Below are 19,238 nucleotides of genomic sequence, written 5' to 3' on the forward strand. Positions count from 1 at the left end.
GTCAGATCACCCGTTCCGCGCGCAGTGCGGCGAGCCGGTCGTCGTCGTAACCGAGGAGGTCGCCGTACACCAGGTCGTTGTGCTCACCCAGGGCCGGAGCGGGCTGGTCGAAGCCGACGGCAGAACCGGAGAACACGATCGGCACGCCGGTGGCGGAGATGTCCGCGGTCGCGCCGTGGGAGGGGTGGGTCAGCGCGACCACCTCCCGCCGCCCGCGGACCAGCGGGTCGCGCACGGCCTCCGCGGGCTCCCGCACCTCGGCGGCCGGCACGCCGTTGTCGACGAGCAGCGCCACCGCCTCTGCCCGAGACTGCCCGGCCGCCCACTGCCCGATCAGCTCGTGCAACACGGTCGAGTTCGCCACCCGCGCGTCCCTCGTAGCGAACCGGGGATCGGCGGCGAGCCCCGGCTCCCCCATCGCCTGGAACACCCCCGCGGCGAACCGGTCGGTCGGCCCGCACAGGGCGAGCCACCCGTCCTTCGCCTCGAACAACCCGAACGGCGCGAGCCTCGGCACCAGGGAACCCGTTCGTTGCGCCAAACCGACCGCCGCGTACGCGTCGAAGGGCTCGCACGCGACCAGTGACGTCAACGCACCCAGCATCGAGACGTCCACGTGCTGGCCCACGCCCGTGCGGTCGGCCTGCACGACGGCCGCGAGGGTGCCGATGACCGCGAACAGCGGCGCCACCAGGTCGCCGACCGGCAGGCCGTTGCGGACCGGGTCGTCGCCCTCCTGACCGGCGGTGCCCATGATCCCGGACAGCGCCTGGACGATCGTGTCCATGGCCTTGGCGGGGCCGCCCTGGGCGCCGAAACCGCTGATCGACGTGTAGACCAGCCGCGGGTTGACCGCGAGCATCGCCGCGGGGTCGATGCCGAGCCGGGTGGTGACGCCCGCGCTGTAGTTCTCCACCAGCACGTCGGCGCGCCGCACCAGGTCGGTCAGGACGCCGCGCCCGTCGGGGTGCTTGAGGTCGAGCGTCACGCTCTCCTTGTTCCTGCCGCGCAACAGCATCGACACGGACATGTCGTCGTCGTGGACCCTGCCGAGGCCCAGCCCGTCCCTGCCGAGGTACGGCGCGTTGCCCCGCGACGAGTCCCCGCCGGTCCGCGGGTTCTCCACCTTGATCACGCGGGCGCCGAGGCCCCCGAGCAGCAGGGTGGCGTAGGGCCCGGCGAGCGCCGTCGTGAGATCGACGACCGTCCGCCCGGCGAGTGGTTGCTCGGTCACCTGCGCACCTCCTCGGTCACGGCCGGCACGGTCCCGTACCGGCCGGCATCCCGCCTCTACACTCGGTGACCGTGACGGCCACGCCGCGATCCGCCGCCCCGCGCGGCCCTCGCTCCGACCTGCTCCCCCGCCAGCAGCACGGCGGCGCGCCCCAGCACCTGCTGATGACGCTCTACGCGGACTACTGGCTGTCCACCGGCGGCTGGGCGTCGTCGGCGGCACTGGTCCGGCTGCTGGCCGAGTTCGGGATCACCGAGACCAGCGGACGCGCGGCGCTGAGCAGGCTGTCGAGGCGCGGCATGATCACCGTGCACCGCAACGGCCGCCGCACGTTCTACGGCGTCGAGGGCGCCGCGGCGGCGACGTTGGGCGACACGGTCCGCAAGGTGCTGTCGTTCGGCGTGCCGGCCGAACCCTGGGACCGCACGTGGACCACCGTCGCGTTCTCCATCCCCGAGGAGCAGCGCGAGGTCCGCCACCAGCTGCGCACCCGCCTGCGGTGGCTGGGTTTCGCGCCGATCTTCGACGGCTTCTGGATCTCGCCGACCGCCTCGGGCGACGACACGGTCCACGAGCTCGACACCCTCGGCGTGACCAGCGCGGTCGTGCTGCGCACCGGCGGCCCCGTCGGCGGCCGGCCGCTGACCGAGGCCTGGAACCTCGACGAGGTGCGGGAGCTCTACGAGGAGTTCGCCGACACGGTGTCGCCGCTCGCCGCGCAGGTCCGCGCGGGCCGGGTCACGGCCGCCGAGGCGCTGGTGCGCCGCACGGAGGTCATGGACGAGTGGCGCACGTTCCGCTGGAAGGACCCGAACCTCCCGCACGAGCTGCTGCCCGGCGACTGGCCCCGCGACACCGCACGCGCGCTGTTCGCCGAGGTCTACGACGGGCTCGGGCCGCTGGCCGAGCACCGGGTCCGCCAGATCGTGCTGGAGCACGACCCCGACGACATCGAGCTGGTCCGGCACCACACGACCCACCGGGCGCCCTGACCGGCCGGGCGCGGTTCGACGGCGAGGACTCATCCGCACTCCCCTCGAACCGTCGCGCCCGGACGTCGTTATCTGACTCATAGATGACCAGCCGGAACGAAAAGTGTCAAGCATTAGACCTCGCGCCTGGCGACGCGCAGACCTCACCGATGCCTTCAGGAACCCACTGACAGGACGAAGGCGGACAGAGCAGATCTGCTCTCGTGTCGATCGAGCAGGAAAATGTAGAGTGTTTTCATGACCGCTGCTCCTCGCGAAGTGCCCGCACTCCCCAGGATGCAGTCCGGCGGCAGCCCCCAGCACCTGCTCCTCACCCTCATCGGCGACTACTGGTACGGCCAGCGGGCGCCCCTGCCCTCGGCCGCGCTCGTGGAGCTGCTCGGCGAGTTCGACATCACCGAGACCAGCGCGCGGGCGTCGTTGAGCAGGCTGTCGCGCCGCGGGTTGCTGGAGCTGTCGCGGGCGGGCCGGCACACGTCCTACGCGCTGAGCTCGCGGGCGGCCCAGGTCCTGGAGGCGGGGCTGCGGCAGATCGTCACGTTCGGCGCCACCGAGGAGCCGTGGACGGGACAGTGGACGATCGCGGTGTTCTCGGTGCCGGAGGAGCAGCGCGACCTGCGCCACGCCCTGCGCTCGCGGCTGGGCTGGCTCGGGTTCGCGTCGCTGTTCGACGGCGTCTGGGTCTCGCCGCACGACCGGGTCGCCGCCATCACGGAGGTGCTGTCCGAGCTCGCCATCGACTCCGCCACGGTGCTGCGCGCCGAGGTGGCCGACGGCAGTCCCCTCGGCGGCCACCCCATCACCGCGTGGGACCTCGACGAGCTGCACGACCGGTACGTCGCGCTGATCGACGAGTACTCCGAGGTGCGGCGGCGGCTGGCGGAGGGGCGGATCGGCACGGCCGAGGCGCTGGTGGTGCGCACCGCGCTGATGGACGACTGGCGGCGGTTCCCCGGCCTCGACCCGGAGCTGCCGATGACGCTGCTGCCGCAGCCGTGGCCGCGGGCGCGGGCCAGGGCGCTGTTCACCGGGCTCTACGACGAGCTGGCGCTGCTGGCCGAGCAGCGCGTGCGGCAGGTCGTCGGGCGGTACGACGAGGACGCGGCGGCCCTGGTGCGCGGACACGGCAGCGACTACGCGGGCTGAGCCGGCCGGCCCACGCCCGGCAGCACGACCTCGTCGCCGTCCCAGGTGAAGTCCGCCGTCAGCCCCGCCACCGCGCCGATCCGCGCGACGTACTCGGCGACCTCCTCCCCACCGTCCGAACGCGACACCGGCACCGGCCGGCCCGAGTCGTCGATCCAGCACGGCAGGAAGCCCGCCGAGACGATCCCCCCGCGGTCGAAGCGGCAGACCGCGATGACCGTGTTCCTGCTCTCCGGGTGGAACGGGTAGAACGGCATGTCCGGGTCCGGCGCGAACCCGTAGATCTCGACGCGCTTGCGCGCCCAGCCGGCGCGTTCGGCGCTGTCGTTGCCGGTCGGGGTGAGGGCGTGCGTGACGGTCACGAAGTTGCCGAGCCCGTGGAAGATCGGACGGCCGCGGTAGACCTCGACGCCGCGCATGATGTGCGCGTGGTGGCCGAACACGGCGTGCGCGCCCGCGTCGATGGCGGCCCGCGCCACCGGTTGCTCGTACATCGCCAGCACGGCGGGCGTGTGCCCGACGCCCTTGTGCATGGACACGGTGACGACGTCCACTTCGGACGCCAGTGCGGCGATGTCGTCCGCCATCGCGGCCAGCGTCACGGGTTCGGCGAAGGTGTAGACGTCCGGCGGGCCGCCGGGACTCGCGTGGTCCAGCTCGTAGTGCGTGAGCACCCGGACGTAGGCGCACCCCGCCTTGCGGGAGGTGGCCCACGACTCGCGCGGGCCGACGAGGTTGTAGCTGAGCACCCCGATCCGCAGGCCGCCGCGCTCGACGACCGCCGGTCGCCGGGCCGAGCCGAGGTCCGGTCCCGCGCCCGCCGTGGTGAGCCCGGCCGCCCGCGCGTGGGCGATCGTGTCGTGCACCCCGACCTCGCCCGCGTCGTAGACGTGGTTGCCCGCCAGGGTCACCACGTGGAAGCCGGCGTCCGCCAGCGCGGCCAGCCCTGCCGGGTCCGCGGGCGGCGCCGGGACGTCGGTGCTCACCTGGACGTCCGTCGTGCTGTGCGGCACCTCGACGTGCCCGATCACCAGGTCGCCCTTGCCCAGCGCGGGCGCGGCCGGGACGAGGAACGACGCCGGGTCCGGTTCGTCGAGCACCAGGTCCCCGACGGACAGCACGGTGACCACGTCAGACACGGGCCCCCTCCTCCCGCGCGGTGCCGCGCTGCTGGGTGTAGCGGGACAGGAACGTCCGCAGGCGACCGGACCTGCCCTCGCCGAGCACGTCCGCGACCGGGCCCTGCTCGACGACGCGGCCGCGGTCCATGAACACGAACCGGTCGGCGACCTCGAGCGCGAACGTGATCTCGTGCGTGACGATGATCATCGTGAGCCCGGCGGCCGCCAGGTCCCTGATCACCGTGAGCACCTCGTCGACCAGCTCGGGGTCGAGCGCGCTGGTCGGTTCGTCGAGCAGCATGATGCGCGGCCGGGTGGCGAGCGCCCTGGCGATCGCCACCCGTTGCTGCTGGCCGCCGGAGAGCTGCCGGGAGTAGGCGTCGGCCTTGTCCGTCAGACCGACCTTGGCGAGCAGCTCCCTGGCCCGCTCGTCCGCCTGCTCCCGGCCGCGTCCGTGCACCCGCACCTGGGCCTCGGTGATGTTGCGCAGCACCGTCCAGTGGGGGAACAGCTGGAACTGCTGGAACACCATGCCCATGCGGCGCCGCTGGTCGGCCACCCGCTTCGGCGGCAACGGGCGCAGCCCGCCGCCCGACTGCTCGTAGCCCAGCAGCTCGCCGTCGAGGTACATGGCTCCGCTGTCGATCGGCTCGAGCTGGTGCACGCACCGCACGAGGGTGGACTTGCCGGAGCCCGAGGGCCCGATGACGGCCACCACCTCGCCCTGCGCCACGTCCAGGCTCACCCCGTCGAGCGCCGCGTGCTCGCCGAAGCTGCGCCGGATGTTCCGGACGCTCAGCACGGGACCGTCCGTCATGCCAGCCACTCCCCTCGGGTGGTCCGCTGCCCCCGGCCGAACCGGCGTTCGAGGCGTTGTTGCAGGAACGACAGCGCGGTGACGACGACCAGGTACCAGAAGCACGCCACGATCAGCAGCGGCACGATCTGGTAGGTCTGGTTGTAGACGACCTGCACCGCGTGCAGCAGGTCGGTCATGGCGATCACGCTCACCAGCGACGTCCCCTTCAGCAGCGAGATGAACTGGCTGCCGCTCGGCGGGATGATCACCCGCATCGCCTGGGGCAGGACCACCCGCAGGAACGTCTGGCCGCCGGTGAACCCCATCGCCATCGCCGCGTCCCGCTGGCCGGGGTCCACCGAGAGGATGCCGGCGCGGACGATCTCGGCCATGTAGGCGGACTCGTGCAGCGTGAGCCCGATCAGCGCGGCGGTCAGCGGCGTGATCAGGTCGTTGGTCGACCACGACTCGAACGTCGGCCCGAACGGCACGCCGATCGACAGCCGCGGCAGCAGGTAGGCGAGGTTGAACCAGAACAGCAGCTGCACCAGCGGCGGGATGCCGCGGAACACTCCGATGTAGAGGGTGCAGACCCAGCGCACCGGGCCGAAGTCGGCCAGCTGCCCCAGCGCGAGCAGCACGCCGAGCACCGAGCCGCCCAGCATCGCGACCACCGTGAGCAGCACGGAGGTCCCGAGGCCGGCGAGCACGTTGGGCTCGAACAGGTACTCGGCGACGACCGGCCACTCGAACCGGTCGTTGTGGGTGACGAACCAGGCGAGCTGGGCGGCGAGCACGAGGAGCACCGCGCCGAGCAGCCAGCGCCACGGCCGCGGGCGGTGCCGGGCCATGGCGACGTCGACGTCGGGGACGCCGGGAGGAGCGGCGGTCGTGGTCACTGGCCGGCCGCCGTGTTGATCTCCGGCTTGGCCACCTTGACGTTCTCCAGCCCGTACTGCTTCATGATCCGGTCGTACTCCCCGTTGGCGAAGAGCTCCTGGAACGCCTCGTGCACGACCGGGCCGAGGCCGCTCGACTTGGGCACGAGCATGGCCAGCTTGTCCACGCCCGCTCCCTGCTCGTCGGTCTGCTTCACGTAGGTGAAGTCGTCCTTCGCGGCCGCCAGTGCGTCGATCGCGGCGCTCTCGGTCATGCCCGCGGCGTCGGCCCTGCCGGACTTCGCGGCCAGGATCGTGCCGTTCGTGTCGGCCAGGCCGATGAACTGCACGGCCTGCTTGCCCTTCTTCACGCACCAGTCGGTCAGCCGCACGACCTGGTCCTGGATGATGCTGCCCGACACGGCCGCGACCCGCTTGCCGCACAGGTCGTCGCTCGCCTTGATGCCGGCCGAGCCCGACTTCGGGATCAGGTAGGCGGTGCGCGTGACCATCCAGACCACGGCGTCGAACTGCTTCTCCCGTTCCGCGGTGTCCTTGACCGGGCCGTTGAACGCGTCGTAGCGGCCGGAGAGCATCCCGGACAGCGCGGCGGGCAGGCCGGGCACGACGGTGATCTCCGTGCGCACGCCCAGCACCTTGCCGAGGGCCTCCTGGAGGTCGTGATCGAGGCCGGTGACCGTGGTCCCGTCCTTGCCGACCACCCGGTACGGCGGGTGCGAGTCGCCCGCGAAGCGGATCACCCCGGAGTCCTTGAACTGCTGGGGCAGCTTGTCGTGGTGGACGGCCTTCCCGTCGCCGGCCGCGCTCGGGGCACCGCCGGACGAGTCGCCGGACGTGCCGCCGCATCCCGCCACGGCCACCAGTACCACGGCCGACAGCGCGAGAAGAGATCTACGAGACTTGAGCATCGGTGCTCCCGTCGTCGATATAACCGCATCCGCTTTACGGACGTGGGCGATAGTGTCTAACTTCGGCACCCGGTCGTGTCAAGGTCGGCCGTGGTGCGCCGGTGGGTCGTCCTCAGCCCGCGTACTGCCGGTTGAACCGGGGCGGGGTGAAGGCGACGTACCGACCGTCGCCGGCGAGCCCGTTCATGGCCCGCGGCGAGACATCGGGCCAGCGGCCCGTCCGGAGTCGTTGCCACATCTGGTCGATCGCGGCCACCTGCTCCCCGACCGTGAACGTGCAGTGCCCCGCCGTCCGCACGTACGTCTGCCGCACGAGGCCACCGTGGCCGGCGCGGCGAGCCAGGTCTTCGTACGACTGCTGCTGCGCCACGGTCGAGATCTGGTCGCCCGTGCCGTTGACGGTCAGCACCGGCACCCGCACGTCGCCCGTGAACACGATGCCGCGCGCGAACGTGGCGACGGCAGCGGGATCGGCGGCGATGCGCGGGGCGGCGGCCAGCCGCCGCAGGTCGGCGCCGAGGTCCAGCCCGGCCTCGGCGTACAGCCGCAGGACGGCGAGCTGGTGCTCCGGCTCGGCCGACAGGAGCTGCCGCCCGTAGTCGACCCCGGTGTTCCAGGACGGGTTGCCGCCGGTGACCTGCTCGATCGCCCGCCTGCTGCTCATGGCCTGGCCGACGTAGGGCAGCGGACCGCCCGCCAGCGCCAGGTACATGCCGTTCTCCAGGCCCGCCGCGTCCCACCACGCCGGCACCGGGGTGGTGGTGCCGTCGGCCGCGAGCCCCCACGCCGGGAGCTGGCCGATCGCGGACGCGAGCGCGATCCGCGCCCGTCCCTCCGCGGTGGACTGCGCACCGGCCAGCGCCGAGATCCACTGCTGCTGCGCGCCCGGCACGTCCGCGGGGATCCCCGTGACGGGCAGGGCGGTGTCGCGGAACAGCAGTGTCTTCAGCGTGAAGACGGTGTCGAGCTTCTGGTTCCACTGCCCGACGGACCCGCCGAGCCCGCCGCACATGGGCACGGCGGCGTCGAACCGTCCTGGGTGGACCTGCGCCGCGCCGGCGGCGACGAACCCGCCCATGGAACGACCTTCGGCGATGGCCCAGCGGGCCGGGCCGAACGCCGCCTCGAACCGGTCGAGCGCCGCGGCCTGGTTGTCGATCGCCTGCGCGATCCGCCAGCCGGTCACGGTCCTGGTCGTGCCGCCGACCGCGTAGCCGCGCCCGACGAGGCTCGCGGTGAGCGCGGACGTCAGACCGCCCGCGGCGAAGTCCATGTCCACCAGGACCACGCCGTTCCACTTCCCCGGCTTCGCGAACTGGTACGGGGTGCCGTCCGGGAGCTGCCCGGACGTGCAGGTCGCCGTGCCGAGGCACGGCACGGCGTCCGATGGCGCCGCGCTCACGGCGGGCGCACCGGCGACGAGAACCACCGCGGTAGCCAGAACGGCACCGAGGCCACGCGCTGCGGACATTGGAGCCTCCAGTCCCGGCAACCCTGCTCGACTGGACCCAATAGTGAGCTTCACCCACAACGCACGTCAATGTTTATGTCTAATAACTTCGCGTGACCGTCTCACTCGAGGTTGAGCGCACCCGAACGGAAGGCCGCGACCTCGCCGTCGTCGAACCCCGCCTCCCGCACGAGACGCACCAGGTCGTCGCGGAGGTCCTGCCGTGCGGCCAGTTGGGCGTCGAGCTCGATCCGCCCGACACCGCCGAGGTCGCGCACCCGCAGGTCCCGGCTCGGCAGCCCCGCCTCCGCGAGCCACCCGCGCACGGCCACCTCGGCGCGTTCCACCCGCGCCAGCCGGGCCGGGGTGATCGCCAGGCCGTACCGCACCCTGCTCGCGAGGCACGGCATCGCCGGTTTGTCCCAGGTGGACAGACCCCAGGTCCGGCTGAGCGCCCGCACGTCGGCCTTGGTCATCCCCAGGTCGCGCAACGGGGTGTGCACGCCGATCTCGTCGCCCGCCCTGATGCCGGGGCGGAACGGGTCGCGCGCGTCGTCGGCGTTCGTCCCGGTCGCCACCGCGGTCAGGCCGTTCTCCCCCGCCACCGCCGTGATCGTGTCGAGGACGGTGGACTTGCAGAAGTAGCACCGGTCCCTGCCGTTCGCGGCGTACCCGGGGTTGTCCAGCTCGGTCGTGCCCGGGGTCAGGTGCCGCACGCCCAGGCCGTGCGCGAACGCCGTCGCCGCCGCCAGCTCGGCGGTGGCGAGGCTCGCCGAGTCGGCGGTGACGGCCAGCACCGCGCCGGGTCCGTTCGCCCGCACGGCGGCGGCGAGCACGAGCGCGGAGTCGACGCCGCCGGAGAACGCCACGGCGAGCGGGCCGATCCCGGCGAGGCGGGTGACGAGACCGTCCGTCCCAGCATCCATTCTCAGGGCTCCTCGGGTGCTTCGGCGGCCATCTTCAGGACCGTGCGCAGCGGCAGGCCGGTGCTCCTGGCCACCGCGACGGCGTCGTCGAACTCGGGTTTGCCTTGGTGCGGGCCGTGTTTGCGGCGCACCGGCATGCCGTGGACGTGCACGGTGTCGGTGGTGCGCGGCACGGCAGTGCGGCGCACGGTGCTCCGGCGCACGCCGAGCGTGCCGGTCTCGGCGAGGATCAGGCGTTCGACCTCGTCGGCGCGGTCCGGGGTGACGAGGGCGTGCAGGACGTGGGCGGGACGGCCCTTCTTCATGACGGCGGGCACCGTCCAGCTGTCCAGCGCACCGGCTGCCAGCAGCACACCCGTGACGTGGCCGAGGACCTCCCCGGTGATGTCGTCGAGGTTGGTCTCCAGCACCACGAGGTCCCGCACGTCCGCGTCGTCGAGTTCACCGAGCCGGACGACCGCGACGTTGGGCCGGTCGGGCAACGTGCGCGTGCCCGCGCCGTAGCCGGTGGCGAGCAGGCGCATCGGGGGCACGGGACCGTAGTCGGCGCGCAGAGCGTGCAACAGGGCGGCGGCGGTCGGCGTCACCGTCTCCCCCGTCAGGGAGGTGCCGACGACCTTGGCGCCTTGCAGGAGGGCGGCGGTGGCGGGTGCGGGGCACGGGAGGACGCCGTGTGCCGTGCGCACCGTACCGCTGCCGAGCGGCAACGGTTCACAGTGGACAGTCCGCACGTCCAGGGCGTGCAGAGCGGCGGCGACACCGACGATGTCCACGAGCGTGTCGTGCCCGCCCAGCTCGTGGAGGTGCACCTCGGCCGGGTCCTCGCCGTGCAGGCGGCCCTCGACCTCGGCGATGGCCCGCAGCGTGGCGACCGCGGTGGTGGCCACGGCGCGGTCGCGGATCCGGCCGGCCATCGCGATGAGCTCGCCCGCCTTGCGGCTGGTGGCGTCGTCGGACACCGCGACCACCGCGTGGCTGCTGCGCAGCCCGTGCGTGACGACCGGCGTGACGGTGAGGTCCCATCCGGTCAGGCCGGTGTCGTCGACGGCGGCCCTGACGGCGTCCAGCGGCGCGCCCGCGTCGACCAGGGCCGCCAGCAGCATGTCCCCGGCCAGGCCGGTGAACGGCGAGATCAGGCAGACGCGGCTCACGCCCGCCCCGCGACCACTCGGGAGAGCCGGAACGCGGCCATCGCGGCCCCGAAGCCGGAGTCGATGTTCACCACGGTGATCCCGGCGGCGCAGGAGGCGTGCATCGCGAGCAGCGCGGTGACGCCCTCCAGGCCCGCGCCGTAGCCGGTGGACGTCGGCACGGCGACGACCGGGCACGCGACCAGGCCGCCGACCGCGCTCGCCAGCGCACCCTCCATACCCGCCACGACGATCACCGTGTCGGCGGCGCGCAACCGGTCCTGCTCGGCCAGGAGGCGGTGCAGTCCCGCGACTCCCACGTCGGTGACGACGGTGACGGTGAGGCCGACCGCCGTGGCGATGGCGGCGGCCTCGCGCGCGACCGGCTGGTCGGCGGTGCCCGCGGCGGCGACCACGACACCGAACCCGACCGGTGCCGCCGGACGCCACACGAGCAACCGCGCCGGGGAGTCGAAGCGGCCGTCCGGTACCTCGGCCTGGACGGCGGCGGCCGTCTCGTCGCCGACGCGGGTGACGAGGACAGGACCTTCGTTGTGCCGCAACAGGGTCCGGACGATCGACACGATCTCGGCCGCGGTCTTGCCGGTGCCGTAGACGACCTCGGGCAGCCCCTGCCGGGCCTCGCGGGCGATGTCGACCCGCGCGAAGCCCAGGTCGACCGCGTCCCCCGTCATCGCCCGGTCCCCTCGACGTACGGGATCGTCTGCGGTCCCTCGGGCAGCACGCACACGCGGGCACCGGGCCCGGCCGCCGCGAGCGCCTCGGCCACGGCCGCGGACACGTCCCCGGTCTGCTCCAGGTGCGCGGTGGCGAGGTCGGCGTCGCTGAGGAACGAGGTGTGCACGACGACCCGGCAGTCGGACTGGATGCGGGCCTGGATCTGCACCTGCCACTGGTCGGGCACGGTCTCGGCGCGGGCCGAGATCTCCGCGAACAGCGCGGCCGGCGAGTCCGCGGAGGCCAGCACCTCGCGGTACGAGCCGTGGTCGGGGAACCCGTCGCGGCACTCGGCGGCGCAGATGATCGTGCCACCCGGCCGGACGACCTGGTAGGCGGCCGACATCCCCTTCACCGCCTGGTACAGGTTCTGGTCGAGCGGATAGCCGGAGTTGGTCGTCACCACCACGTCGAACAGGTCCGGCACCGGCCGCATCGCCACCTCGCGGGCCGTGCGCACGGCTTCGGCGTGCATCGCGAGCAGGTCGCCGCCGAACGCCGCGACGACGTCCTTGTCCTGGTTCAGGACCACGTCGAACCCGAACGTCACGCCGGTGGCGGCCGCGATCGCGCGCACGTCGTCGTGCACCGGGTTGCCCTCGATCACGCCCCACGCCGCCCGCGGGTGGCCGATGCGCCGGGCGTCGTGCAGCACCAGCACGGTCTCCAGCGCGGCGAGGCCGGGCGCGACGAGCTTCGGGCCGCCGGAGAAGCCCGCGAAGAAGTGCGGCTCGACGAACCCGGTGGTGATGCGCACGTCCGCGTCCACCCACTCCGAGTTGAGCCACACCGGCACGTCCGCGCCGAACCGGCCGAGCCACGTGAGGCTGGAACCGTCCCGGGAGTCGTGGTTCACGATCCGGACCGAGTCGACGACCTCGTCGCCGAACATCGCGCGCAGCTCTGCCTCGGTGTTGCCGCGGTGCGTGCCGGTGGCGACCAGCACCACCACGTCGTCGAGGTCGACCACCCCGTCGAGCTCGTCGAGGATCGCCGGGATCATCAGGTGCCGTGGCTGCGGCCGCGTCCCGTCGCACGCGGAGATCGCCACGGTCTGGCCGCGCCGCACGCGCTCGCGCAACGGCGGACCGGCCACGGGCTCGCGCAACGCCCGGCGCAGGGTTTCAACGGGCGACGACGAGGCCGGGTGGTGCCTCGGCGTCACCACGGTCGTCACCGCCGGGTCGACGCGCAGGTCGAGACCCGTCTCGCCGTAGGCCAGCCGCACGGTCTCCATCAGTCCCCCACCCCGTAGACGCGGACGGCCGTCTCACCGAAGAGCCGGTCGCGCTCCCCGCACGACAGCCCGAAAGCCAGTTCCCCGGTCGCCTCGACCACCTCCGCGTAGGTGGCGGCGAGCAGGCAGACGGGCCAGTCGGTGCCCATCATCAGACGGTCCGCGCCGAACACCGAGAACGCGACCTCGAAGGCGGGCCGCAGGTCCTCGACCGTCCACTTCGGACCTGCCTCGGTGACGAGCCCGGAGACCTTGGCCACCACGTTGGGCTCGCGCGCCAGCTCCACCACGCCCTTCGTCCACGGCTCCAGCGCCGAGAAGTCCGGTTTGGACAGGTGGTCGAGCACGAACACCAGGTCCGGCACCGCACGAGCCGCCTCCACCGCCGCCGGCAGCTGGTGCGGCCGGGTCAGCACGTCGTAGACGAGACCGGCGTCGCGCACGGCCCGCAGCCCGCCGAGCACGTCCGGCCGCGCGAGCCAGCCGGGGTCGGGTTCGGACTGCACCAGGTGCCGCACGCCGGCGAGCCGCGACCCGCCAGGCCCCTCTTTCAGGCGGGCGAGGACGTCGGCCACGTCCGGCGCGGTGAGGTCGACCCAGCCGACGACGCCGGCGACGAGGTCCGACTCCCCCGCCAACGCCAGGAACTCGGCCGTCTCGTCGACGTCCGGCAGCACCTGGACCAGCACGGTGGCGTCCACCCCCGCGGGTTCGGCGACCGCGCGCAGGTCGGCGAGGCCGAACGACCGCCGGATCGGGCCGAGGTCGTCGAGCCAGTCCTGCGGCCGGGCGGCGAGGTCCCAGAGGTGGTGATGCGCGTCGACGCGGCGCACGGCGTCCTACCGTTCCAGCCGGCTCGGGTCCCCCGCGTCGCTGCGGCGGACCAGCCAGGCCTCCGTGATGTGGGTGAACATCGCCTCGGCGGCGCCCTCCGGGTCGTGCGCCGCGATCCGCTCGCAGATGAGCCGGTGGCCGCGGTTCGAGGCCGCGCACAGGTCGCGGTCGTTGCGGCCGGTGTAGCGGGCGGTGTTGATGACCTGGCTCTCCAGCGCGCGCACCACGCCGCGGGCGATGCGGTTGCCGGACGCCTGCATGATCCGGTCGTGGAAGAGCCGGTCCTGCTCCCGGTAGGCCACCGGGTCCGCCACCAGCTGGTCCATCAGGTCCACCAGGTCGCGCAGTGCCGCGACGGTGACCTCGTCGGCGGTGCGCGCGGCGACCTGGGCCATGTCCGACTCGAGCAGCCGCCGGGTGACGACGAGGTCGTCCAGCACCGCGAGCGTCTCGTCCTCGGCGACGACCGCCGCGAGCACCAGCTCGTCGAGCACGTTCCACATCGACGGCGGGGTGATCTGGGTGCCGGCGCCCTGGCGCACCTGCACCAGGCCCTTCTCCTGCAACACCTTCACCGCCTCGCGGACGACGGTCCTGCTCACCGAGAACGCCTCGCACAGCGCGGGTTCCGTCGGCAGCAACGTCCCGGAGGGGTGGTCGCCCCGCACGATCCGCGCGACGAGCTCGGCCGTCACCGCGCTCGCCAGGTTCGCGGGTCTGCGCGCCCAGCCCGGTGCGGCGGTGATCGGTTTCCGGCCCGAAGCGGTCATGCGGCGGAGCTTAGCGCCCTCCCGGCGGTTGACGTAATACGTCATACGAATTACGTTCTGCCCACCTCGTCGGGTCGTCAGCAGCCCGGCGCCCTCTCGAAGAAGAGAAGTGAGCGAGCAATGAAGCAGCGCACACTCTGGTCTGCTGCCCTGGTCGTGGGACTGACGCTGACCTCCGGTTGCGGGAGCGCGTCCGGGCCCGGCTCGTCCTCCGGCTCCGGCGACAAGCTCGTGGTCTGGGACTGGAAGTCCGGTGACGCGAAGGTCGCCGCGTACGTGGAGAAGGCGAAGGCCGACTTCGCGAAGAAGCACTCCGGCGTCACCGTCGAGTTCGTGGCCCAGCCGTTCGACCAGTACTACACCCTGCTCGGCGCGGCCATCCAGGCCGGCAAGGGCCCGGACGTCCTGCTGTTCAACGGCGGTGGGCAGATCCGCGACCGCTCCGACGCGCTCGCCCCCCTCGACGAGTACGTGGCGCAGGACAAGGGCCGGCTCGCGGGCTGGGACGCGTTCACCAAGGCGGGCAAGACCTACGCCGCGCCGGTGACCCTGCAGGGCCACCCCGTCTACTACAACAAGGACCTCTACCAGAAGGCCGGGCTGAACCCCGACTCGCCGCCGAAGACCTGGGACGAGTTCGTGCGGAACTGCGGCACCATCGCCGAGAAGACCGGCGCGAAGTGCCTGGCGCAGGGCAACAAGGAGGGCTACGGCATCCAGTTCTTCCTGTCCGCCATGGGATCCGCCGTCCTCACGCCGCAGGAGTACGACGACTGGATCGCCGGCAAGCGCGACTGGGGCTCCGCGAACGTCAAGAAGCTCTTCGAGCTCTGGAAGCAGACGGGTGACGCCGGCCTGAACACCGACGGCGCCAACTCCACCGCGATGTTCAACGACGCGTTCGCGCTCTTCAACTCCGGCAAGGCCGCGAACGTGATCGGGCTGATGTCCGACGTCGGGCACTGGAAGGACTTCGCCGAGTTCCTGCCGGCGGACAAGATCGGGGTCATGCAGGCGCCCGTGGTCAACCCCGCGGCGAAGCCGAGCCTGCCCTACGACGGCGGCATCGGGTACGCGGTCGCCAAGTGGACCAAGGACCCCAAGCTCGCCGCGGACCTCGTGCGCTCGCTCACCTCGGCCGACGCGCTGAAGGCGTTCTACGAGAACGGCGGCGCCGTCGCGGCCGACTCGACGATCGACGTCGCGGCGGGCGGCCCCGCCGTCAAGGCCATCGTCGGCGAGGTCAAGAACGGCAAGCCCGCGTTGCACGTCGCCCTGTCGTCGAAGACGCTCGACCTCATGGGGCGGCTCTCGCAGCAGCTGCTCAGCGGATCGGCCACGGTGGACGACGCGGTGACGCAGCTGGCCGCCTCCGACAAGACGGGCTGACCGGCGTGGCGGCACCCTCCCCGTCCCCAGCGGGCCCGGTCACGGCCGGGCCCGCCAGGACGGCCACCCGCCGCACCGGGTCGCGGGCGGAGCGCCTCGCTCCCCTGGTCCTGCTGGCACCGGCCGTGCTGATCATCGCCGGGCTGCGGCTGTACCCGCTCGTGCTCGGCGTCAACTTCTCCTTCACCGGCGACGGCGAGCGCGACGGCACGGCCGTGGGGTTCGACAACTACGCCACGCTGTTCGCCGATCCGTTGTTCCGCACCGCTTTGCGCAACGTGGGCCTGCTCGTGCTGCTGCTCCCGGTGGCGGTGGCGATCCCCGGCCTGCTGGCCACGTTCGTCCACCTGCGGGTGCCGGGGCACCGGCTCTACCGCGGCGTCTACTTCTTCCCGGCGGTGCTGTCCCCGGTGATCGTCGGCGCGATCTTCAACCTCCTGCTGGCGTTCGACGGGCCGCTCAACCGGCTGCTCGGCGCGCTCGGCCTCGGGCCGGTGGACTGGCTCGGCGACCCCGGCGTGGCGATCTTCGCGGTGGTCGGGGTGCACGTCTGGGCGACGTTCGGCATGGCACTGGTCGTGTTCCTCGCCGGGTTCGCGACGCTCGACCCGTCGTTGCTCGACGCCGCGAAGGTGGACGGCGCGTCGTTCGCGCAGACCGTGCGGCACGTGATCGTGCCGGGCCTGACCCGCACGATCCAGTTCGTCTTCGTCACCACCATGATCGGCATGCTGACCTCGATGTTCGGCCTGTTGTACGTGATGACGAGCGGCGGCCCGGAGGGGTCGACGTACCTGCCCGAGTACTACGTCTGGATCCAGCAGGGGCAGATGAACCGGCCGGCGCTCGCGTCGGCGGCCTCGACCGCGTTGTTCGTGATCATGCTCGTCGTCGGGCTGGCGCAGATCAGCATCCTGCGCAGGGCCACCGGCAAGGAGGACTGATGTCCGGACCACGGCTGACCAGGTGGGTCGTCGCCGTCCCGATGGCCACGCTGGCGCTCGCCACGGTCTACCCGCTGGTGTTCACCACCAACGTGGCCATGAAGACGCGGCGCGAGTACGTGCTCGACCGGTTCGCCCTGGCCGGCTCCTTCAGCCTGGACAACGTCGTCAAGGCGTGGACGAGCGTCGGGATGTCGCGGTACTTCCTGAACTCGGTCGTCGTCGTGGCGTGCTCGGTGGCGCTGCTGCTGTTGTTCGGGTCGATGGCGGGGTTCGCGCTGGCGCGGCTGCGGTTCCGCGGTTCGTCCGCGCTGTTCCTGGGGATCCTCGCCGCGTTGTTCGTGCCTTTCCAGGTGATCATGGTGCCGCTCGCGCGGATCATGGCGGACACGGGTCTGATCGACACCTACCCCGGTCTGGTCCTCGCGTACGTGGCGCAGTTCCTGCCGTTCACGATCTTCCTGCTGACGAGCTACTACGCGACCGTGCCGCCGGAGATCATCGACGCCGCGCGCATCGACGGGAACACCGTGTACGGGGTCTACTGGCGGATCATGCTGCCGATCGGGGCGCCCGCGCTGCTGTCCGTCGGCGTGCTCAACGCGTTGTTCTGCTGGAACGACGTCCTGATCTCGTTGCTGATGATGCCGTCCGCCGAGCACCGCACCCTCATGGTCGGCGTGACCTCGTTGCGCGGGCAGTACTCCGACGACATCCCCACGTTCGCCGCCGGCGTGCTCATCGCCGCGGTCCCGGTGCTCGTCGTCTACCTGTTCCTGCAACGCCAGATCGCCGACGGTGTCACCGCCGGGTCCACGAAGGGCTGACATGCGCATCACTGGCTACCGGACCCTCACCACGGTCCAGGACTGGGGCCGCCCGATCGGCGACGCCAACGGCGTGGTCGCCGACGGCCTCGTCCGGGTCCCGATCGTCGTGGTCGAGACCGACGAGGGCATCACCGGCGTCGGACTCGGCCCGCACACGGAGATCGAGACCCTCTTCGCGGCGCTGGAAGGCGAGGATCCCCGGTGCGTCACGGCCCTGTACGACCGGATGCTGCGGTGGACGTTCAAGGCGGGGCACGCGGGCGCGGTGTTCGGCACGATCGGCGCGCTCGACACCGCGCTGTGGGACATCAAGGCCCAGGCCGCGGGAGAACCGCTGTGGCGGCTGCTCGGCGGCCGCGACCGGCGTGTGCCCGCCTATGCGTCCGGTTTGGACATCGCGCTGACCGACGACGAACTGGTTGCGGCGTACCGGACCTACGCCGGCCGCGGGCTGCGCGCGGCGAAGATCAAGGGCGGCCTCGACGTCGACCGCGACCGGCACCGCCTCGCGCTGGTGCGCGACGTCCTGACCGAGGCGGGCGGTGGTGCCCGGCCGGGACTCATGCTCGACGTGAACGAGACCTGGACCCGCAAGCAGGCCGTCCGGTACGTCTCCGAGCTGGAGCGGACGTTCGACCTGACGTGGGTCGAGGAACCGGTGCGGCGCTGGGACGTGGAGGGCCACGCGGCGGTCGGCCGGGGCGTCCGCGCGTCCGTCGCCACCGGCGAGAACCTGACGGGACTCGAGCAGCACCGCCCGTTGATCGCGGCCGGTGCCGTCGACGTGGTGCAGACGGCGGGCGGCTGGGGCGTCACCCACTTCCTCCGGGTGGCTGCCCTCGCCCACGCCCACGACCTGCCGGTGAGTCCCATCGGCACCAGCCCGGTCGGCCTGCTGCACGCCGCCACGTCGGTGCCCAACCACCTGGTCAGCGAGCTGCAGGACCTGCGCCCGGCGGTGGGCGTCACCCTCGACCTGCACGTCGAGGACGGCGCCTACGTGCTCGGCGACGGTCCCGGTCTGGGCCTGCGGCTCGACGAGACGGCCATCGCCGCGTCCGGCCACCTGCTCCCCCACCCGTCCGCCGGGGGGACGCACATCAGGCCCGTCGACGCGGGCCGGCGCCTGCACGCGGCAGAACCGGGCACGGCGTCCGACAGCACCGTCAGCAGGTGACGTTGACCGTCGCGTTCGCCTGGAACGACACGTGCACGTGGTCCATGTGGTTGGCCGTGGGGCTGCCGCGGTCCTCCATCGGCGTGAACCCGCTGCCGTCGTTGTAGCGCTGACGCCAGATCACGTACGTGACGCCGAACGCCTTGCGGTTGGCCAGCACGTAGTCGGCCAGGGAGTTGCCGGTGGCGGTGTCGACCATGAAGTCGAGCGCGAGACCGATGGGGTGCTCGCCGGAGCCGCCGCGGCCCGTGGCGCCACCGATGTCCTCGACGCCGAACTTGCCGGCGACGTGGTGGCCCACCTGCGCCACGTGCGGCTTGACGCCGTCCAGCGTGGTCGGACAGGGCGGGGGCGGTGGCGGCGGGGGTGGCGTGGTGGTCTCGGGCGTCGTCGTGGTCACCGGAGGCGGCGTCGTGGTCTCGGGAGCGGACGACGACGACGGCGCGGTGGTCGAGGACGAGGGCGGCAGCAGGTTCTGGCTGACCGTGGTCGTCGGAGCGACCAGCTGGGCGGCTGCTCCGGTCGGGTCCACCGGCTGGTCGGAGCCGCGGACCACCCAGAAGGTGACGCCGAGGCCCGCGGTGAGGATCAGGGCTACCGCGATGGGCAGTTTTCGGTTGGGTTTGTCTTGCGTTCTATGTCGGCCCGGCATTCGGGAACACCTTGCGTCGGGGACAGGACATGCTCACACGGCGGGCCATATTACGAAACGAG

19 protein-coding genes are annotated in these 19,238 nt (G+C 72.3%); 6 read left to right on the plus strand and 13 right to left on the minus strand.

Annotation, left to right across the window (positions count from 1 at the left end; all coding sequences use genetic code 11):
* Window position 1: 1 nt before the first annotated feature.
* On the minus strand, window positions 2-1,234 hold the full coding sequence (locus ACFWV3_RS22205; RefSeq protein ID WP_382413318.1) for a CaiB/BaiF CoA transferase family protein: 1,233 nt from the start codon (window positions 1,232-1,234) through the stop codon (window positions 2-4).
* Window positions 1,235-1,305: 71 nt separating this feature from the next.
* Between ACFWV3_RS22205 and ACFWV3_RS22210 the strand changes: the two genes are divergently transcribed.
* Window positions 1,306-2,226: a PaaX family transcriptional regulator C-terminal domain-containing protein gene (locus ACFWV3_RS22210; RefSeq protein ID WP_382413319.1), complete on the plus strand. Its 921-nt coding sequence runs from the start codon at window positions 1,306-1,308 to the stop codon at window positions 2,224-2,226.
* Window positions 2,227-2,463: 237 nt separating this feature from the next.
* Window positions 2,464-3,372: a PaaX family transcriptional regulator C-terminal domain-containing protein gene (locus tag ACFWV3_RS22215; protein WP_382413320.1), complete on the plus strand. Its 909-nt coding sequence runs from the start codon at window positions 2,464-2,466 to the stop codon at window positions 3,370-3,372.
* Here ACFWV3_RS22215 and ACFWV3_RS22220 read toward each other — a convergent pair.
* The 11 genes from ACFWV3_RS22220 to ACFWV3_RS22270 form a co-directional block, all read right to left on the minus strand.
* Entirely contained in the window at window positions 3,360-4,511 is a 1,152-nt protein-coding gene (locus ACFWV3_RS22220; RefSeq protein WP_382413321.1) for a CapA family protein, read from the minus strand. The genes ACFWV3_RS22215 and ACFWV3_RS22220 overlap by 13 nt on opposite strands.
* Window positions 4,504-5,310 (minus strand): amino acid ABC transporter ATP-binding protein, encoded by an 807-nt coding sequence (locus ACFWV3_RS22225; protein WP_382413322.1) that lies wholly within the window; start codon window positions 5,308-5,310, stop codon window positions 4,504-4,506. Before ACFWV3_RS22225 ends, ACFWV3_RS22220 begins: the two co-directional genes overlap by 8 nt.
* On the minus strand, window positions 5,307-6,191 hold the full coding sequence (locus ACFWV3_RS22230) for an amino acid ABC transporter permease (RefSeq protein WP_382413323.1): 885 nt from the start codon (window positions 6,189-6,191) through the stop codon (window positions 5,307-5,309). Before ACFWV3_RS22230 ends, ACFWV3_RS22225 begins: the two co-directional genes overlap by 4 nt.
* Window positions 6,188-7,099, minus strand: coding sequence for a transporter substrate-binding domain-containing protein (locus ACFWV3_RS22235; RefSeq protein WP_382413324.1), 912 nt, complete (start codon window positions 7,097-7,099; stop codon window positions 6,188-6,190). Before ACFWV3_RS22235 ends, ACFWV3_RS22230 begins: the two co-directional genes overlap by 4 nt.
* A 112-nt stretch (window positions 7,100-7,211) precedes the next feature.
* Complete coding sequence (locus tag ACFWV3_RS22240) at window positions 7,212-8,570, minus strand: alpha/beta hydrolase family protein (protein ID WP_382413325.1); 1,359 nt, start codon at window positions 8,568-8,570, stop codon at window positions 7,212-7,214.
* A gap of 101 nt (window positions 8,571-8,671) precedes the next feature.
* Window positions 8,672-9,475 (minus strand): ATP-dependent sacrificial sulfur transferase LarE, encoded by an 804-nt coding sequence (larE, locus tag ACFWV3_RS22245; RefSeq protein WP_382413326.1) that lies wholly within the window; start codon window positions 9,473-9,475, stop codon window positions 8,672-8,674.
* Between the two features lie 2 nt (window positions 9,476-9,477).
* Window positions 9,478-10,626, minus strand: coding sequence for a nickel pincer cofactor biosynthesis protein LarC (larC, locus tag ACFWV3_RS22250; protein WP_382413327.1), 1,149 nt, complete (start codon window positions 10,624-10,626; stop codon window positions 9,478-9,480).
* Window positions 10,623-11,300 carry a nickel pincer cofactor biosynthesis protein LarB gene (larB, locus tag ACFWV3_RS22255; RefSeq protein WP_382413328.1) on the minus strand — a complete coding sequence of 226 codons (678 nt, stop codon included), beginning with the start codon at window positions 11,298-11,300 and terminating at the stop codon, window positions 10,623-10,625. The genes larC and larB overlap by 4 nt, the downstream gene beginning before the upstream one ends.
* Window positions 11,297-12,580, minus strand: a complete 1,284-nt coding sequence (gene larA, locus ACFWV3_RS22260; RefSeq protein ID WP_382413329.1) for a nickel-dependent lactate racemase — start codon at window positions 12,578-12,580, stop codon at window positions 11,297-11,299. The genes larB and larA overlap by 4 nt, the downstream gene beginning before the upstream one ends.
* Entirely contained in the window at window positions 12,580-13,413 is an 834-nt protein-coding gene (locus tag ACFWV3_RS22265) for an amidohydrolase family protein (protein ID WP_382413330.1), read from the minus strand. The genes larA and ACFWV3_RS22265 overlap by 1 nt, the downstream gene beginning before the upstream one ends.
* A gap of 6 nt (window positions 13,414-13,419) precedes the next feature.
* Window positions 13,420-14,184: a FadR/GntR family transcriptional regulator gene (locus ACFWV3_RS22270; RefSeq protein ID WP_382413331.1), complete on the minus strand. Its 765-nt coding sequence runs from the start codon at window positions 14,182-14,184 to the stop codon at window positions 13,420-13,422.
* Window positions 14,185-14,304: 120 nt separating this feature from the next.
* Here ACFWV3_RS22270 and ACFWV3_RS22275 point away from each other — a divergent pair, with 120 nt between their 5' ends.
* The 4 genes from ACFWV3_RS22275 to ACFWV3_RS22290 are packed head-to-tail and all read left to right on the plus strand — an operon-like array spanning window position 14,305 to window position 18,524.
* A complete protein-coding gene (locus ACFWV3_RS22275; RefSeq protein ID WP_382413332.1) occupies window positions 14,305-15,573 on the plus strand; it encodes an ABC transporter substrate-binding protein in 1,269 nt (422 codons plus the stop codon).
* Window positions 15,574-15,578: 5 nt separating this feature from the next.
* A complete protein-coding gene (locus ACFWV3_RS22280; protein ID WP_382413333.1) occupies window positions 15,579-16,517 on the plus strand; it encodes a carbohydrate ABC transporter permease in 939 nt (312 codons plus the stop codon).
* A complete protein-coding gene (locus tag ACFWV3_RS22285; protein WP_382413334.1) occupies window positions 16,517-17,344 on the plus strand; it encodes a carbohydrate ABC transporter permease in 828 nt (275 codons plus the stop codon). The genes ACFWV3_RS22280 and ACFWV3_RS22285 overlap by 1 nt, the downstream gene beginning before the upstream one ends.
* Before the next feature lies 1 nt (window position 17,345).
* A complete protein-coding gene (locus ACFWV3_RS22290) occupies window positions 17,346-18,524 on the plus strand; it encodes a mandelate racemase/muconate lactonizing enzyme family protein (protein ID WP_382413335.1) in 1,179 nt (392 codons plus the stop codon).
* On the opposite strand, the gene ACFWV3_RS22295 is transcribed toward ACFWV3_RS22290, so the two are convergent.
* On the minus strand, window positions 18,514-19,176 hold the full coding sequence (locus ACFWV3_RS22295; protein WP_382413336.1) for a hypothetical protein: 663 nt from the start codon (window positions 19,174-19,176) through the stop codon (window positions 18,514-18,516). The genes ACFWV3_RS22290 and ACFWV3_RS22295 overlap by 11 nt on opposite strands.
* Window positions 19,177-19,238 lie beyond the last annotated feature (62 nt).

The organism is Lentzea sp. NPDC059081, assembly GCF_042738015.1.
Taxonomy (GTDB): domain Bacteria; phylum Actinomycetota; class Actinomycetes; order Mycobacteriales; family Pseudonocardiaceae; genus Lentzea.

Excerpts from the sequence above, each read along its gene's own strand:
- ACFWV3_RS22215 (WP_382413320.1), top strand. The coding sequence starts at position 2,464 with ATGACCGCTGCTCCTCGCGAAGTGCCCGCACTCCCCAGGATGCAGTCC.
- ACFWV3_RS22225 (WP_382413322.1), bottom strand. The coding sequence starts at position 5,310 with ATGACGGACGGTCCCGTGCTGAGCGTCCGGAACATCCGGCGCAGCTTC.
- ACFWV3_RS22235 (WP_382413324.1), bottom strand. The coding sequence starts at position 7,099 with ATGCTCAAGTCTCGTAGATCTCTTCTCGCGCTGTCGGCCGTGGTACTG.
- ACFWV3_RS22240 (WP_382413325.1), bottom strand. The coding sequence starts at position 8,570 with ATGTCCGCAGCGCGTGGCCTCGGTGCCGTTCTGGCTACCGCGGTGGTT.
- larE (WP_382413326.1), bottom strand. The coding sequence starts at position 9,475 with ATGGATGCTGGGACGGACGGTCTCGTCACCCGCCTCGCCGGGATCGGC.
- larB (WP_382413328.1), bottom strand. The coding sequence starts at position 11,300 with ATGACGGGGGACGCGGTCGACCTGGGCTTCGCGCGGGTCGACATCGCC.
- larA (WP_382413329.1), bottom strand. The coding sequence starts at position 12,580 with ATGGAGACCGTGCGGCTGGCCTACGGCGAGACGGGTCTCGACCTGCGC.
- ACFWV3_RS22270 (WP_382413331.1), bottom strand. The coding sequence starts at position 14,184 with ATGACCGCTTCGGGCCGGAAACCGATCACCGCCGCACCGGGCTGGGCG.
- ACFWV3_RS22275 (WP_382413332.1), top strand. The coding sequence starts at position 14,305 with ATGAAGCAGCGCACACTCTGGTCTGCTGCCCTGGTCGTGGGACTGACG.
- ACFWV3_RS22285 (WP_382413334.1), top strand. The coding sequence starts at position 16,517 with ATGTCCGGACCACGGCTGACCAGGTGGGTCGTCGCCGTCCCGATGGCC.
- ACFWV3_RS22290 (WP_382413335.1), top strand. The coding sequence starts at position 17,346 with ATGCGCATCACTGGCTACCGGACCCTCACCACGGTCCAGGACTGGGGC.
- ACFWV3_RS22295 (WP_382413336.1), bottom strand. The coding sequence starts at position 19,176 with ATGCCGGGCCGACATAGAACGCAAGACAAACCCAACCGAAAACTGCCC.